The organism is Burkholderia sp. BCC1993 (assembly GCF_905339865.1).
In the GTDB taxonomy this organism is placed as follows: Bacteria; Pseudomonadota; Gammaproteobacteria; order Burkholderiales; family Burkholderiaceae; genus Burkholderia.
Genome location: NZ_CAJPGZ010000001.1, coordinates 39,996 through 55,315, shown reverse-complemented (window position 1 = coordinate 55,315; position 15,320 = coordinate 39,996). Strand labels below are relative to the sequence as shown.

The window sequence follows — 15,320 nt, the reverse complement described above, 5'->3', positions numbered from 1 at the left end:
GCGTTACGTCGAACGAGGCAAGCCGTGTGCCAGCGTGCGGCTGGCACGCGCGTTGCACGCGGTTTGCGAACGCGGCGATGCGTGTGGCGACTCATGCGGCGATGCATGCGGCGCGTGCGGCCGGACGACCGAACGCGATGCGCCGCCGCGGCCACCGCGGCTCGGCGTACTGGCCGTGCCGCTGCACCGGGCAGCGCGCTGCGCCACTTCGGCGAATGTGCCGCACCGGCATGGTGCGCTTTGCACGGCGCGGCGCGTGATTTCGGTGCAGGGGTACGAACGGCAATCAGCAGGGGAGCGACATGGACGTTACCGGACAGACGACGTTGACCATCAGCAGCCGCAATTACTCGTCGTGGTCGATGCGCGGCTGGCTGCTCGCGAAGCTGAGCGGGCTCGCGTTCGAGACGATCAGCGTGCCGATCGATGCGGCATCGCGCGCGGAACTGCTGCTGCTGTCGCCGTCGATTCTCGTGCCGTGCCTGATGCACGACGGCAGCACGGTATGGGACACGCTCGCGATCGCCGAATACCTGAACGAAATCCGGCCGCAGGCGCGGCTGCTGCCCGACGACCGGCGTGCGCGCGCGCATTGCCGGTCGATCTGCGGCGAGATGCATTCCGGTTTCAGTGCGCTGCGCTCCGCGCTGCCGATGAACCTGCGTGCGCATTTTCCCGGCTTCCGGATCTGGTCGCGTGCGCAGCACGACATCGAGCGCATCGTGACGATCTGGCGCGCGTGTCTGGCCGCGTACGGCGGCCCCTGGCTGTTCGGCGAGCAGATCGGCATCGCCGATGCGATGTACGCGCCGGTCGTCACGCGATTCCTGACGTACGACGTGAAACTCGAGCCCGATATCGCCGAGTACTGCATGCGCATGCTCGCGCATCCGTTCGTGGCGGAGTGGATCGATGCCGCGAAGGCGGAGCACGAAGACATCGACGAACTCGACATGGAGTTCTGACCTGCAAGGCCCCTTCGCGCTTTCAATCGGATGACGTGCACGTGCATCGAGACGAATTGCCGATGCGGCCGCGCGTGTTCTGCTCGCGCATTGCCCGCGCAGCATCTGTCGGGCATCGCGCCCCGCCGTTTCCGCGGGGCGTGGTTTACCTGCTGCCAGGCACCCTGACGCTCGCTCCCCGCATTGCAGCACGGCGCAGCAGGATCAGGGACTCGTTTTGGCCGGCTCGGCCGCGGCTGGCTTGGCCGGTCGGCTGAGGAGTTCACGTGTGAGGTTGTCCGACACATAGTGCGGGCCATCGAACAGATAGACTTGATAGCCCCGGTAGGTTGTCAGCTGCCTGCTCAATTCGTCGGCGCTGGCCGCCCGGAATCCACCATGCTCGGCGGGCCGGAAGGCCTCCGCGATTACCCGCACACGTTGCTTTCCGAGGCGCGAGGCCAACTCGTCGACGTAGGTGCGCGCGACGTAGGGTTCGCGCGCATAGACGCCGCAGCCGTCCTGGAAGAATACGCCGACGTCCGGGGGTAGCCACGACACGAGCCAGTCCGCCAGCGCCTTCCCGCCGATATTGGTCTGGTCGTAGACGCTCACCCAAAGCGGACGCGGCAAGCGCTTCAGGATTTCGGCAAGCTGCGGCGCGTCCTGCCAGGTCGGGTCGATTTCGACCGGGAAGTAGTAGCCGGTGACATGCAGCGGAACCGGCATGCGCGCGACCTCCGCGGATTGATCCGCGAGTGTCGACAGATGGGTGCGCGCACGCTTTTCGTCCTGATAGCCGGCCAGGCCCAGGATGACGTTTCTGGCCCACGGCTCGCGACCGATGCGTTCCCAATCGGGCAGGTGCGCCGCGGGACGGATGCGGGTGTTGGCGACGAACGCGGTATCGTCGACGACAATCCACTGGATCAACAGATCGTGCACGCCGAGCATCTGCCAGTTTCCGACGGGATTCGTCGTCGCGTTGTCCACCTGCCAGACGATGCCGTCGGCATGCACGTCATGCGCCGTCCAGCTACACGCGGCCACGGCGAGCGATGCACCGACGGCCGCGAGCATCGCCGCGCGGGACGAACCCGGCGCGTGCGCGTGCCGGAACCGGCCCAGACGCAGTCGAATCCTGCGCAAGGCCGGGATGGCGTACGTGATCATCGCGGCCTCCCCGGAAGCGTTCCTGCGCGACATCGTAGCCGATCACACGCAAACGTGCGACCCGCCTTGCTGCTGCGGGTCGCACGAGGCTTCCACCGGCTCGCGTCACTTGGCCGTCGTGCCGTCCGCCCACGTATAGCCGAGGTTCGTGATGCCGGTTATGAGACTCTGGAAGTCCTGGAACGCCGGCAAGCCGAGCTCGGGTTCGAGCCAGAACGGATGGAAGAAGAACGATGCAAATCCGTCTCGCACCGCCAGACCGTATCGCGCGTTGGTGACGAGTTGCTGCCACGTGTACGTGATGCACGAGAACGGGTCGATATTGCAGATGTTGTACTGAAGGCTGCCAAGGTTCTCCGGAATGATTCGTTGACCGTAGTAATCGGAGTTGATGATGTACGGGAAAAACTGCCCGGCCGAAAAGTCCTGGTTGGGCGCGCCCGTCCCGATTTGCGGATTGGTCGCCGTGTAGTAGACGGCCCGCTGGAACGTGGTCGGGAACGTCTGAGCGGTGGCCGTTGCAGCCTTCGGCGACACCTGGTACTGCGGCGCGGCCCAACCGACCACCTTGTAGCCATTGAGCGTGAACTCGAGCAATCCGTCGGCCATTCTGCCTTTCGCCCATTGCACGGAGTCCTCGTCGACCGGACGATTCTGCACCGCATACCAGAACTCGTAGTCGCTGCCGCTGACCGCGTTCAGAAGATTCGGTGTCGAATTGTACTGGTGGGTGTAGCCGTGCATCACGATCGAGCCGCCGTGCAGGAGCGCGTAGTTCAACCCGCTCTTGAGGCCCGTCGCCTGCGCGAGGTGAATCGTCTGCGGCACGCCGCCGTTGTAATACCCGTTCGGATCGGTGTACAGCGGAATGGTCGCCATCGTGAACTTGATCTTCTTCGAGTACATATAATCCGACAGCTGTTTCATCGAACTCGTCGTCGTGAATGGGTCAAGATCCTCGAGGCGGACGAGCGCACGATGATTCACCGGTGCATTGGTCTGCAGGATGTCGTGCAGGATGTCGCAGATCACCAGGTAGCGGTCTGTCGGCCCGATGTACGAGAACGGCATGTCCGCGAAGTACCAGAGCTTGCCGGAGCGAACGATATAAGGCGTGGTCGCGCCGCTCTGGCTGTTCTTGATGGTGACGAGCACCTGCGCCTTCGTGGTGTCGAGCACCTGGGTCAGGCCGACATCCGGGTCCGCGTTGACGGTGCCGGTCGATGCGTCATACGTGTAGTACTTGACCATCGACAGGTTCTTGTACGTGACCGTGTCGTAGAAGCCGGGATTCGGATTGCTCGACGACGGCGTCGCACTCATGCCGGCCAGGCCGAGGAAACTGAACCCGTAGGTCTGGTTGAACGTGTAGGCGGTGTTCCAGGCGAGCTGCCACAGGTTGTACTTGAACCAGACCACGGTCTTCGTGGCGGTCATGACGTCGCTCATGAAAGCGGCCGGAATCGGATTGTTGTAGTAATCGCCGACATAGAACGTGGCGTCGTGGCTCCCGATCATCCCGGGCGTGTAGTTCTGTATCGGCACCATGTCGACCGTCGTATTGAAGTGGCCGAGCAGGTTCCTCAACATGATGCTGTACATCAGGCCGAGCTTCGAATACGGGACGTTGGGCGGGTTGTCGTACAGCACGAGCGTATGTGCAGTGGTGGCCTGCGCGTGCGCCGTGCCCGGCAAGGTCATTTGCGCGAGTCCGGCAAGCAGGGCGATGACGATCAAGATCTTTTTCATGGCCGTTTCTCCCTAGTCACGTTCCACGTTGCCATTGGCTTTCTTGACGGACTTCAGGTCGAACTTGGGGCGTCCGGTCTCCTTGTACGCCTTTTCCCAATCCTCTTCGGACATGCCGGGTTTCACGTTGATGTGGGCAGAACCGTTTGGCAATGGCGGGGGCGTGATCTTGCCGCCGGACGAGTGGTGCGTCTGCTGCGCACTCGCATGCTGAACCGCGCTTGTGATGACGAGCGCGGGACTCAATGCAAGGAGTAGCCCAACGGTGCTCAACCCGATTCGAAAAGATCGATTGCGATGCGAGGGCATGATTTTCATCCTTTGATATGAAAATTGGATTCTCGTTAACGAAACGAGCACGCCCCATTGCCGATTTGAAATCGGGTGTTATGTCGTTATTTTTTGCGCTTGATACCGGTTAATGAAACGAAACCGGACAGTTGGCTTTCAAGCTAGTTCTGTACCATCCGCCGCAAATGAACACCGGGCCGGGACGCCAAAATCGGTGCGTCGAGACCGTCCAAAATTGTCTCGATAAACGTTTCACGCATGCAACGCGACCGGTTTCGGGAATTGGGTTCGACAAACGCGTAACACCTGTTTGGGCGATTCAGGTGAAACCGGTTGCGCGCTGCGTTGCGCCCACGGCAACGCGGCAACCGAGCCGGCCGGCGCACCCATGCAACGGCGACCGGAGCACCGGATTTTCGGTTTCGACGTCGATCCTTCCGTCCAGGATCGACGGAATCGCGTGACGCGCTCCGGTCGCGACGATCGGGGGCGCGGGTAGCGAACCTGCCAAACGTCTCATATTCGGAACGCCGGACCGCACGTTTCAGCACTGAAACATTTGGCTCGGTTTCGATTCGCCGATCGTGCGCGGCACACGCCCGGTACCCGGAAGGCGCAAGGGTGGTGGACGATGGCGCACGACTTGCTTGAAGCGCAGTGTTTTGAAAAGACGGTGTATGGGGCGCACTGCGAGGCGCTGGATCCGGGGGCGGTTGCAAGCGCCGGCGCACGCAGGGACGGATGCAAGCAAGCGGGAAACCGGCTGTCAAAAGTCATCCGCTGAACACGTTGCATTTTTGGTGATGTTGCGTGGTCGTATCAACGGCGCTCCAGGCAGCCTCGAGTCTTTTGAGAACGACGAGAACGGATGTGGCGTTAGCCGCAGGAGTGGACGTGACGGGGTCGACGGGGACGGGGCGCTTTCGTCTTCCGTTGGTACGAGGGGAAGAAATACAGACAAGCGAAAATCGCGGAAAGGTAATGGATAATATGATATGGAGTGCGTATTTATATGCGCTCAACCTTGTCGCCATTGTGACCGCCCTCGTCATCCTGATCAGCACGCTGGATGACCTGACGCTGGATGGCTGTTACTGGTCATTCGAAATCGGGCGCATACTGCGTCGCGAGAAATCGCAGACCGTCGACATCGGCATGCTGCGCGCGCTGGAAGAGCGCCATCTGGCACTCATGGTGCCGGCGTGGAAAGAGTATGACGTGATCGCCAAGATGATCGAAAACACGCTGGCGACCATCGAGTACGAGCGGTATGTCATCTTCGTCGGCACCTATCACAACGACGCCGAAACCACGGCGGAAGTCGAACGGATGGTCCGCCGGTATCCGGGCAGGGTGACGCGAGCCACGGTCATGAACGACGGGCCGACCTGCAAGGCGGATTGCCTCAACTGGATTCTCGAAGCGATCCAGCGTTACGAAGCTGTCCATCATATTCAGTTCGCAGGCGTCGTCATGCACGACTGCGAAGATGTCATTCATCCGGTCGAACTCAAGTACCTCAACCATGCGGTGGCGGAGAGCGATCTGGTCCAGCTTCCCGTGCTGTCGTTGCCCCGGAAATGGAACGAGTTCGTCGCCGGCTGCTATCTCGACGATTTCAGCGAAACGCACCAGAAGGACGTGCCGGTGCGCGCACGCTTGACCGGGGTCGTCCCGGGCGCGGGTGTTGCATCGTGCTACAGCCGGCGTTCGATCGAAGCAGCGATGAAGGAGCGCAACGGCGGCCCGTTCAACACGCGTTCGCTGACCGAGGACTATGATTTCAGCTTCCGGTTGAGAGACCTCGGCATGAAGGAAACCTTCGCCCGCACGCCGCTTTCGGACATCGTGCGCGATGCCGGCGGCGAGCGCGCCAAGGACGGTGCCGCCGGTCGAAACCTGCTGGCCACGCGCGAGTACTTTCCCAAGACATTCCGCACCGCCTACCGGCAGCGCGCGCGCTGGATTCTCGGCATCGCGTTTCAAGGCTGGGAGCAACTCGGCTGGAAGGGCGACTTCCTCACCCGCTACATGTTCTTCCACGATCGCAAGGGCATCGTGACGTCGCTGTTTTCGGTGATCGCCTATGGCGTGCTGCTCAACTTCGTGTTGCTTTCCGCGCTTCAGAAAGCCGGTCACGTCATTCCCGCCAGCGCTCATCTCGTGACGGCCGGTGCCTGGGTCACGCCGCTGCTGTGGGTCAACACCCTCATGCTGTTCGCCCGTGCCGGACAGCGCTTCTACTTCGTCAGCAAGCTGAACGGCCCGCTCCAGGGGCTGCTCTCGATCCCGAGGATGTTCGTCAACAACCTGATCAATTTCTGCGCGGTGAGTCGCGCGTGGCGCATCTATGTCGGCCACCTCGTGAGCGGCAAGCCGATCGCGTGGGACAAGACCAGTCACACATACCTGTCCAACGAAGAACTCGGGAAAGCGCGCCGCAAGATCGGCGAGATCCTGGTCGGCTGGGGCGTGGTTTCCCTGGCGCAACTGGAGGACGGCCTCGAGCGGCAACTGACATGCGGCAAGCGGCTGGGTGAACTATTGCTCGAAGGCAGTGCGTTGTCCACCGAATCGCTGGCGGATGCGATTGCCGAGCAGGCCGATCTGCCGCGGGTGAGCCTGGGCAACGTCGCGGTGGGCCACTTCGCGGACTCGCTGGCATTCGAGCTGCAGTACGCGTATCGTGTCGTCCCGTTTTCGACCGCCGCCGACGGGACGCTGAACGTCGCGATCGGGCGGCCGCTCACGCAGGACGAACAGGACGTCGTGAGGCGCGGCGCCCGGACGAACGTTGCCTATTTCATTGCCTGCGATGCGGAGATCGCCGCCGAACTCGGCCGGCACTCGCGCTTCGTCGAAATCGCGCGGCTGCGCGACGGCGACGACGCGACGCAGCAGGCAGTGCCGGTGAAAAAGCCGTCGGGAGAACAGGCATGAAGCGCTCGACACGTCCGATCGCGGCTGGCCTCAAGCGCTGCGCACGGTTGAGCGCGCTGGCCATTGCCATGTCGCTCGCCTGGCAGGCGCCGGCATCTGCCGCCCAGCAGCTCAATCCCAAAGCCTATCGGCTCGCCGATGGCGCCTACAAGGCGATCAACGCAGGCGACCTGCCCCGCGCGGAAGCGTATGCGTTGCGCGCCCTCAAGATTCAACCGGGAAGCGAACAACTCGGGCTGTTGCTCGTGGATGTGTACCGGCGCGAAGGGAAAGTCGACGAAGCGGACGCGCTGCTGGAATCGCTGAGCGTTCGTTTTCCGAAAAGCGCGGCGGTACTGGCGCAGCATGGCTACCTGGCGCAGCGCCAGATGCGCTACGACGTAGCGTGCAGCAATTTCGCGGCGGCCGTCGCGACTGGAAACTGGAGCAAGGAGCAGCAGCGCAACTTGCGCCTCGCGTGGTCGGACAGTGCGCTCGCGGCGAAGCGTCCGCACGAGGCCGGCGTCGCACTGGCGCCGCTGGCCGATGAAAAATCGGCCGTGATTCAGTTGCGTATCGCGCAGATGAGCTTGCAGGCGGGCGACCACGACAGCGCGCTCCGCGTGGCTGAGCTGGCGGCCGGCGACGCATCGACCGATGCCGAGCGGAGCATGGCCGCGTCGATCGCGGCACAGGCGCGGCAAGCCGATCAGCCGCCCGAGGTACCGGTGGACGATACCGCGCAACGGACCTTGCAGCACGCCTATGATCTCCTGCGCGAGCACAAGGATCGCGACGCGCTCGACGCATTTCAGGAAGGTTTCGCCGGTGGCGCCGGCAACGCGATGAACTACGCGGACGCCGGCTATGCGGCCAAGCGGATCGGATTGAACGAGCAGTCCATCCAGATGTTCGAGCAGAGTCTCGACGCCGACGAAAACGAACATGCGTTCGACGCGCAGCGCAAGTTCGGCTATCGGCGGGAAGTCGAACAACTCGAGCGCACCTGGGGTTTCGTGCTGAGCGCGCCATACCAGTCGGCCGCATTCGGCCCGCAAGGCACGATCAGCGTGCTCCAGCCGGGTGTCGAGGCGTATTGGCAGCCGCCAAAGATCGGCTATCGGAACGGCCGCATTCTCCAGTTCTTCGTGCGCGGATACGGCACGGCCTATGACGGCACGGGCAACGTGACCGGCATGCCGACCGTGCAGGGGTCGGTGGGCGTGCGCTACAAGCCGATACCCGACCAGAACGTGGTGGTGACCGCCGAGCGATTGTTCCATATTGGCAGCCTGTCGATGACGGACTGGCTGATGCGCCTGGGTTACTCGTCGGAGGCAGGCACCGACCTGCGGGTCACCGAACCGAGCTGGCGCAGCTGGCAGGCCTATGTAGAAGGTGCGTACTTCATCAATGCCGGGCGTTACATCATCTATTCGGAGTTGCGTTACGGGCACACGTGGCGCTTGCCGATGCTCAGCGACCGGCTGACCGTCTACCCGCACGCCGCGGTGGCGGGCGATCACGACAACCGTCAGCCGGACAAGACGGCAATCGGTGCGGGGCCAGGGGTCCAGTTCAGGTACTGGTTTCGCGAAGGCAGGTATAGCGCGCCGGCAAGCTATCTCGACGTGACGGTGCAATACCGGTTTGGGTTGACGTCAGCGGCACGCGCACGTGGTCTCGTGGTACGCGCGACATTGTGGTTCTGAGCGACTGCGCTGACGATTAGGCGACTCGATGGTGGGGCCGATCAGTTGGGCGACTTGAGCGTGATGATCGTTTGACGCAGCAGCTGGAAGTACGAACTCGTCGAATACGGGAGCATCTGCTCGACGTAGGTCCACCAGAAGAACCCGCCGATGAAGCGCGGATCGGTCATGCTGTTGACCATCGGGTAGTAGGTCTTGATCAGGTTCTGCTGCACCGACGCCGGCGCCGAGATATCCGACACGCCGATTTCGCCGAAGCCGACCTTCGCGTTCGGGAAGATGCTTTCCAGCGCCGCGAAATCGTTTTTCCACGACGGATTCAGCCCCGGGCAATCCTGGTACGGGTAGTAGCTGAACAGCGCGTAGTCGGCCTGCTGGCGAACCGTCGCCGGCAGGAACGCGGTCGGCCAGGTCTTCCAGTAATCCTGCGGCTTCGCCCAGCAGTTGGTGCCCTTGCTGTCGTCGTTGTAGTACAGCGTGATCGCGGTCTTGCCGCCATTCGATTTGACGATCGTGTTGGCTGCGGCGACCATCTGACCGATCTGCTGCTCTTCCGAATTGACCACGGTGTTCGTGCCGCTCGGATCCTTGCGCAACCATTCGCCGTTGATTTCGTTGGCGATTTCCCACACGTCGACTGTGTTCTTCAGCTGCGACACCAGTTCCTGCGTGCGCGCCTTGTACGTCGTGATATCCGTCGGGAAATAGTACGAATCGTAGACTTCGCCCATCACGTAGGCGACCGAGTGCAGGCGCAGCAGCGGTGCGTAGTAGTCGGCGGCCGACGTGCCCGGATCGAACACGACGCGCACCGTCGGTCGGTACGGCAGGTTCTGCAGCGACGCGATGATCGCATCCAGTTTCGTCAGGTCATCGAGCGTGACGCCGTAGACCGGATTCTTCAGCGGTTCGACCTGGGCGCTGGCGGATTGGGACAAGGGCATCAGCCCGGCATAAGCAACGCATGCGGCAATGGCCGTGCGCGAGATAGTTTTCGTCAGTTTAATCAAAACTTCGCATCCATCCTAAGGTAAGAAGAAGCGCGATTTTAGACGAAAATAAAAGGCAATTATCGGACGATATGCGCAATAAGGGGGCGGATGCCGCGGAATGGAAATTGCTCCGCGGCTGGCTCGCGATCAAAAACGCAGCATCCCGAAACGTTTGCACGCGGCATCGGTATGGCCGGCGCGGGGAATCTCCTGACGAGCGGGCGTGGGTGGCGCATTCGGGTATACGCGCTGTGATTCGGCTTCGACTTCGGCTTTGGCTTCGGCTTCGGCTCCGGCTTCGGCTCCGGCTTCGGCTCCGGCTTTGGCTTTGGCTCCGGCTTCGGCTTCGGCTTCGGCTTCGACTTCGACTTCGACTTCGACGTCGTCATCGACGTCGGCTTCGGCTTCGATGTCAGCTTCGGCTTCGACTTCAGCGGCTTCGACTTCGACTTCGGCATCGGCATCGGCTTCGGCTTCGACGCCGGCATCGTCAACACTGCCGTGCTCACGATCGACCGCATCGTTCGCGATGGCCGTGCGGTGATCCGCTTGCGGGCGGGAGCGCACGAATGCGCACGCATCGAAGAATCTGCTGACGATGCGCGGCAATCCGCAAACGTTTCACGTTGATTTTCGTCGGTAACGAGCAGGATTTCGCTAAAGGATGTCGGCGCCGATGACGTTAAACGGGCACGGGGATGACTGCCGATCGCATGCATGCGACATGCGACGCGCAGTCCGCAACAACCAGCGCTGCAGGGGAACCAACATGAATCGTCAGCAATCGTGGACGCGTACGGCCGCGCCCGGCGAGATCATCTACTCGGAGGGCTTCGCCGGCGAGCCCGTCATCTTTCTGATCGCCGACGGCAAGGTCGAGCTGTCGACGCGCTGCGACGACAAGCGCGTCGTCGTCGCGACGCTCGGGCGCGGCGAGTTCTTCGGCGAATCGGCGCTGCTCGCCGCCGAGCCGCGCGCGCATACCGCGAAGGCGCTGTCGTTCTGCCAGCTCACGGTCGTGCCGGCCGCGACGATCGACGAGGAAATCGAGCACGTGTCGGCGCTGCTTCGCCACATCGTGCGCACGATGATCCGGCGCGTGAAGCGCAAGGACGACCAGCTCGCGACCTATACGCATGCCGACTTCATGCCGGGCGTGCTGTCGTATGCGCACGTGCTGTCGCTGATGGCGGGCGCCGACGCGCGCGGCCCGGACGATGCGTGGTCGCGGCGGCCGATGCAGGCACACGCGGAGGTGTCGGTGCCGCTCGCGGAGGTGATCCGCCGGTGCCGCGCGATTGCCGGCCATTCGCGCCCGCACGTGCTTGCGATGCTGCGCCGCATGGAGAAGCTCAATCTCGTCACGATCGAAGCCGCGCAGGGCGACCATGCCGGCGGCGCGGCCGATTACCCGGCGTCGTCGGATGCGCGCCAGGCCGTCACGTTCGATGCCGCGCGCGTGGTCGATCGCGCGCAGCAGGTTGCCGATCACGATCTCGACGTGTCGATCAACAGCGAACTGGAGCTGATCGAGCTCGCCGATCTCGAAGCGCTGATCGGCGTCGACCGGAAGCTGCTGCTCAACAAGCTGTCGCACGGCGAGATCGCCGACGAGGTGTTCGCGTTCCGCAAGTCGAAGGTGCTCGGTTACGTCGGGCAGAAGGGCGTCGCGTATTTCTCGCGGCGCAGCCCGCGCGCCGGCGGCGAGGTGCGCGCGCTCGAGGATCTCGTGGGGGTCGACCAGCGCACGCTGTTCGACGTGATCAGCGCGTTCGATACGTACGACCTCGCGAAGCTGATCGCGAGCCTCGACGATCGCGCGGTGGCCGACAAGCTGTTCTCCGTGATGACGGAAGCGCGGCGCAACGAGGTGTCGTGGGTGATGCGCCGCGAGCTCAAGCTCGACCCGATCGAGATCGAGGAGATCGAGCGGCGCGTGCTCGATGCCGTGCGCGCGGCCAAGGCGCCGGCGGCGTCCGCGCCGCCGGCTTCGTCCGCTGCGTGACGCCCACCCGACGGAGACATCCATGGACCTGTTGACCCTGGCCGGCGTGCTGCTCGGCGGCGTGGCGATCGTGTTCGGCTTCGCGCTGGAAGGCGGACATTTTTCAATGTTGTTCCAGTTCGAAGCGCTCGTGATCGTGCTCGGCGGCACGCTCGGCGCGGTGATGATCCAGAATACGTGGGCGCGCTTCCTCGATGCGGTGAAGCAGCTGCGGCTCGCGTTCGTGCGCGCGCAGGAAGTCGATCGCAAGCACCTGACCGACCTGCTGGAGTGGGGCGATCGCGCGAAGCTCGACGGGCTGCTCGCCTTCGAATCGATGGACGTGAGCGGCATCCATCCGTTCGCGCGGCGCGGGCTCGAACTGCTCGCGAACGGCGTGTCGACCGCGGTGCTCGAGGACGCGCTGCAGCGCGAGCTCGACGCCTACGAGCGCAGCCGCCTCGCGGCCGCGCGCGTCTGGCAGCAGGCCGGCGGCTATGCGCCGACGTTCGGCATTCTCGGCTCGGTGCTCGGGCTGGTGCAGGTGACGAGCCATATTCTCGAACCGGCGCAGCTCGGGCCGGGCATCGCGGTCGCGTTCATCGCGACGCTCTACGGCCTCGCGTTCGCGAACCTCGTGTTCCTGCCGCTCTACGGCAAGCTGCGCGCGCAGATCGACAGCGAGCTGCGGTTCCGCAAGCTGTATCTCGACGGTTTGCTCGCGATCTCGCGCAAGGAGTCGCCTCACACGATCGAGACGCGGCTCATCGGCGACGTGCGCGGCCGCGCGGCGGAGTCGCTCGCATGACGCACCGGGAGCATCGACATGACGGCTCGAACTGATGGCGCGCGTGCGGGTTCGGCCGCGGCCGATCGCGACGACGACGAGGCAGAAGGCACGCAGTCCGGGCGCTGGCTGATTTCCTACGCGGATCTCGTCACGACGCTGATGGTGCTGTTTCTCGCGCTGTACGTGCTGCAGCTCGCGAAATACAACGCGCTCGATGCGCGTTATCAGACGCTTGCGCGGCATGACGGTGGGACAGCAAGCGCGCCCGCCGCAACGATGCCCGGGCGCGCGCCTGCCTGGCTCGCATCGCTCGACGCGCTGAAGACGGCCGGCCGCATCTCGCTCGTGCGCGCGCCGCACGGCATCGAGATCGGCATCGACGCGAAGATCCTGTTCAACGTCGGCGATGCGCGCTTGCTGCCGGACGCGACGCCGGTGCTGAGCCAGATCGCGCAGGTGCTGAGCGCGCATGCGAGCGGCGACATCCTCGTCGAAGGGCATACCGACAGCGTGCCGATCGCGAACGCGAAATACGAGTCGAACTGGGAGCTGTCGTCCGCGCGGGCGGGCAGCGTCGTGCGCTATCTGGCCGATCGCGGCGTCGCGCCGCACCGGCTCGCCGCGATCGGGCGGGCCGATACGCAGCCGCTCGTCGCGGGCGACGATGCGGCCGCGCGGGCGCGCAACCGGCGGGTGACGATCTTCGTCGCGTATTGAGCGCGCGAACCTCGACGGGCGCGCGACGGCCGCCCGTCGACGACATATCGGATCTCGCATGACGAACATGTGAACCCGGCGCTGCGATTCCGCGCGTGCCTGCCGATAACCCAGGCTGGCTCAGACCGAGCGGTTATCGAGGGTTCTCCATGCATTTCTGGCGCAAGCTGTCCATTCAGAACAAGCTGATTCTCAGCATGACGAGTTGCCTGCTCGTGTTCGTCGCGATTTCGAGCGGGTTGAGCGTCCGTCTGATCGGCAACGCCGTGCGCGATCGCGTCGTCCGCGAGGAACTGCCGACGGCCGTGAGCGGCATCCGTGCCGACGTGCAGCGGCAGATGGCCGGGCCGATCGCCGCATCGCGCCTCCTTGCGCGCGATGCGTTCCTGCTGCAATGGGAGGCCGACGGCGAGCCCGATGCCGGCACGCGCAGCTGGATTCAGCTGGCGAAGCACGTGAAGGACGAGCAGAAGGCGGCGTCCGTGCAGTGGGTATCGGTGAAGAGCGGCAACTACTACAACGAAGCCGGCCTGCAGCGGAAGGTCACCGACCAGGATCGGTGGCTGACGGATTTCCTCGCGTCGGGCAAGGCCTATGACGTGAACATGGATCGCGAGGTCACGGCCGGCGGCTACATGATGTTCATCAACAGCCGGGTGGAGATCGACGGCGAGCCGATCGGCGCGGCCGGCATGAGCCTGTCCGTCGACGCGCTCGCGAGGGGGATCGCCGCATACCGGATCGGCGACACCGGGTTTGCGTACCTCGTGCGGCCGGACGGCGCGATCATGATGCATCGCGATGCGTCGCTGATCGACGGCAAGCACTTCCTGAAGGACGAACCGGGCCTGCCTGGCGACGCATCGTCGACGCTGCTGGCCGGCAAGCCGTATGCGACGCTGAGCTACGACGGCGACGGCGGCACGCGCTTCATCGCGACGTCGTTCGTTCCGGAGCTGAATGCGTATGTGGTCGTCGAAGTGCCGCAGACCGAACTGCTCGGGCCGGTGACGCGTGCGATTCGCAGTGCGGCACTCGTCGCCGCGATCACGGGCCTCGGCGTCGCGCTGGTCGTGATCTGGCTGGTCGGGCGTGCGATCGCCGCGCCGATCCGCCGCGCGGCGACGCTGCTGTCGGACATCGCGGGCGGCCAGGGCGACCTGACGCGCCGGATGACGGTCGAAAGCCAGGACGAGATCGGCCAGCTGTCGGACGCGTTCAACCGTTTCGTGTCGTCGTTGTCGACGCTCGTCCACAGGATCCGCGCGGCATCCGCGTCGATTGCGACCGGGTCCGCGCAGATCGCGTCGGGCAATGCCGACCTCAGCGAACGGACCGAAGGGCAGTCGGGCAACCTCGAGCGGACGGCTTCGTCGATGGAGGAGATCACGGCGGTCGTGCGCAACAACACCGAAACCGCGACGACGGCCGCGCAGCTGATTACCGGCGCAGCCGACACGGCGACGCGCGGCGGCCAGGTCGTGGGCGAAGTCGTGACCACGATGGAGCAGATCAGCGACGCGTCGCGGCGGATCGCCGAGATCATTGTGATGATTGACAGCATCTCGTTCCAGACCAACATCCTCGCGCTGAATGCGGCGGTCGAGGCCGCCCGCGCCGGCGAGCAGGGGCGCGGGTTCGCGGTCGTTGCGTCGGAAGTGCGGAACCTCGCGCAGCGCAGCGCGCAGGCGGCGAAGGAGATCAAGGCGCTGATCGAGCACAGTGCAGGGACGGTGAGCACCGGGTCGCGGCTCGTCGGCGAGGCCGGCAAGGTGATGCGCGATGTCGTGTCGCAGGTGCAGGGCGTCAGCGCGATGATGAGCGAGATCGCCGAGGCGAGCCTGGAGCAGAGCGCGGGCATCGACCAGATCGGCGACGCGGTGCAGTCGCTCGATCAGATGACGCAGCAGAACGCGGCGCTGGTCGAGGAAAGCGCGGCGGCCGCGGAGAGCCTGAAGCAGCAGGCGGCGGATCTGACGCGACTGGTATCGGCGTTCAAGGTAGATGAATAGCGTCCACGCGACGTTAGAATGGCGCGTTTCTGAGGGA

General features: G+C 64.1%; 12 protein-coding genes. 7 read left to right on the top strand and 5 right to left on the bottom strand.

Annotated features, from left to right (window positions below):
- Positions 1-302: 302 nt before the first annotated feature.
- Positions 303-965, top strand: a complete 663-nt coding sequence (locus tag U4Y91_RS00245) for a glutathione S-transferase family protein (protein ID WP_321802428.1) — start codon at positions 303-305, stop codon at positions 963-965.
- Positions 966-1,169: 204 nt separating this feature from the next.
- Here the strand turns inward: U4Y91_RS00245 and U4Y91_RS00240 are convergent, their stop codons facing one another.
- The 3 genes from U4Y91_RS00240 to U4Y91_RS00230 form a co-directional block, all read right to left on the bottom strand.
- Complete coding sequence (locus U4Y91_RS00240) at positions 1,170-2,117, bottom strand: hypothetical protein (RefSeq protein ID WP_321802427.1); 948 nt, start codon at positions 2,115-2,117, stop codon at positions 1,170-1,172.
- Positions 2,118-2,222: 105 nt separating this feature from the next.
- A complete protein-coding gene (locus tag U4Y91_RS00235; RefSeq protein WP_321802425.1) occupies positions 2,223-3,866 on the bottom strand; it encodes a DUF2334 domain-containing protein in 1,644 nt (547 codons plus the stop codon).
- A gap of 12 nt (positions 3,867-3,878) precedes the next feature.
- On the bottom strand, positions 3,879-4,175 hold the full coding sequence (locus U4Y91_RS00230; protein ID WP_321802423.1) for a hypothetical protein: 297 nt from the start codon (positions 4,173-4,175) through the stop codon (positions 3,879-3,881).
- A 963-nt stretch (positions 4,176-5,138) separates the two neighbouring features.
- On the opposite strand from U4Y91_RS00230, the gene U4Y91_RS00225 reads away from it, so the two are divergent.
- Together U4Y91_RS00225 and U4Y91_RS00220 are read left to right on the top strand one after the other, a co-directional pair.
- Positions 5,139-7,097: a glycosyl transferase family protein gene (locus U4Y91_RS00225; protein WP_321802421.1), complete on the top strand. Its 1,959-nt coding sequence runs from the start codon at positions 5,139-5,141 to the stop codon at positions 7,095-7,097.
- Complete coding sequence (locus U4Y91_RS00220) at positions 7,094-8,788, top strand: NfrA family protein (RefSeq protein ID WP_321802418.1); 1,695 nt, start codon at positions 7,094-7,096, stop codon at positions 8,786-8,788. The genes U4Y91_RS00225 and U4Y91_RS00220 overlap by 4 nt, the downstream gene beginning before the upstream one ends.
- A gap of 41 nt (positions 8,789-8,829) precedes the next feature.
- On the opposite strand, the gene U4Y91_RS00215 is transcribed toward U4Y91_RS00220, so the two are convergent.
- Entirely contained in the window at positions 8,830-9,732 is a 903-nt protein-coding gene (locus tag U4Y91_RS00215; protein ID WP_321802417.1) for a hypothetical protein, read from the bottom strand.
- Between the two features lie 195 nt (positions 9,733-9,927).
- Positions 9,928-10,389 carry a hypothetical protein gene (locus U4Y91_RS00210; protein WP_321802415.1) on the bottom strand — a complete coding sequence of 154 codons (462 nt, stop codon included), beginning with the start codon at positions 10,387-10,389 and terminating at the stop codon, positions 9,928-9,930.
- A gap of 160 nt (positions 10,390-10,549) precedes the next feature.
- Here U4Y91_RS00210 and U4Y91_RS00205 point away from each other — a divergent pair, with 160 nt between their 5' ends.
- The 4 genes from U4Y91_RS00205 to U4Y91_RS00190 all read left to right on the top strand — a co-directional run bounded on the left by U4Y91_RS00205 (position 10,550) and on the right by U4Y91_RS00190 (position 15,283).
- Positions 10,550-11,785 carry a cyclic nucleotide-binding domain-containing protein gene (locus U4Y91_RS00205; RefSeq protein WP_321802413.1) on the top strand — a complete coding sequence of 412 codons (1,236 nt, stop codon included), beginning with the start codon at positions 10,550-10,552 and terminating at the stop codon, positions 11,783-11,785.
- A gap of 22 nt (positions 11,786-11,807) precedes the next feature.
- The gene (locus tag U4Y91_RS00200; protein WP_321802411.1) at positions 11,808-12,572 is read left to right on the top strand and encodes a flagellar motor protein; all 765 of its coding nucleotides are present in this window, start codon (positions 11,808-11,810) and stop codon (positions 12,570-12,572) included.
- 18 nt (positions 12,573-12,590) lie between these two features.
- The gene (locus U4Y91_RS00195) at positions 12,591-13,271 is read left to right on the top strand and encodes a flagellar motor protein MotB (RefSeq protein WP_321802409.1); all 681 of its coding nucleotides are present in this window, start codon (positions 12,591-12,593) and stop codon (positions 13,269-13,271) included.
- Positions 13,272-13,420: 149 nt separating this feature from the next.
- Positions 13,421-15,283, top strand: coding sequence for a methyl-accepting chemotaxis protein (locus tag U4Y91_RS00190; protein WP_321802408.1), 1,863 nt, complete (start codon positions 13,421-13,423; stop codon positions 15,281-15,283).
- Positions 15,284-15,320: the final 37 nt, after the last annotated feature.

What these genes read in the sequence shown, in the direction of transcription:
- U4Y91_RS00240 (WP_321802427.1), bottom strand. Translation starts at nt 2,117, where the DNA reads ATGATCACGTACGCCATCCCGGCCTTGCGCAGGATTCGACTGCGTCTG.
- U4Y91_RS00190 (WP_321802408.1), top strand. Translation starts at nt 13,421, where the DNA reads ATGCATTTCTGGCGCAAGCTGTCCATTCAGAACAAGCTGATTCTCAGC.
- U4Y91_RS00225 (WP_321802421.1), top strand. Translation starts at nt 5,139, where the DNA reads ATGGATAATATGATATGGAGTGCGTATTTATATGCGCTCAACCTTGTC.
- U4Y91_RS00220 (WP_321802418.1), top strand. Translation starts at nt 7,094, where the DNA reads ATGAAGCGCTCGACACGTCCGATCGCGGCTGGCCTCAAGCGCTGCGCA.
- U4Y91_RS00215 (WP_321802417.1), bottom strand. Translation starts at nt 9,732, where the DNA reads ATGCCCTTGTCCCAATCCGCCAGCGCCCAGGTCGAACCGCTGAAGAAT.
- U4Y91_RS00245 (WP_321802428.1), top strand. Translation starts at nt 303, where the DNA reads ATGGACGTTACCGGACAGACGACGTTGACCATCAGCAGCCGCAATTAC.
- U4Y91_RS00200 (WP_321802411.1), top strand. Translation starts at nt 11,808, where the DNA reads ATGGACCTGTTGACCCTGGCCGGCGTGCTGCTCGGCGGCGTGGCGATC.
- U4Y91_RS00195 (WP_321802409.1), top strand. Translation starts at nt 12,591, where the DNA reads ATGACGGCTCGAACTGATGGCGCGCGTGCGGGTTCGGCCGCGGCCGAT.
- U4Y91_RS00205 (WP_321802413.1), top strand. Translation starts at nt 10,550, where the DNA reads ATGAATCGTCAGCAATCGTGGACGCGTACGGCCGCGCCCGGCGAGATC.
- U4Y91_RS00230 (WP_321802423.1), bottom strand. Translation starts at nt 4,175, where the DNA reads ATGCCCTCGCATCGCAATCGATCTTTTCGAATCGGGTTGAGCACCGTT.
- U4Y91_RS00235 (WP_321802425.1), bottom strand. Translation starts at nt 3,866, where the DNA reads ATGAAAAAGATCTTGATCGTCATCGCCCTGCTTGCCGGACTCGCGCAA.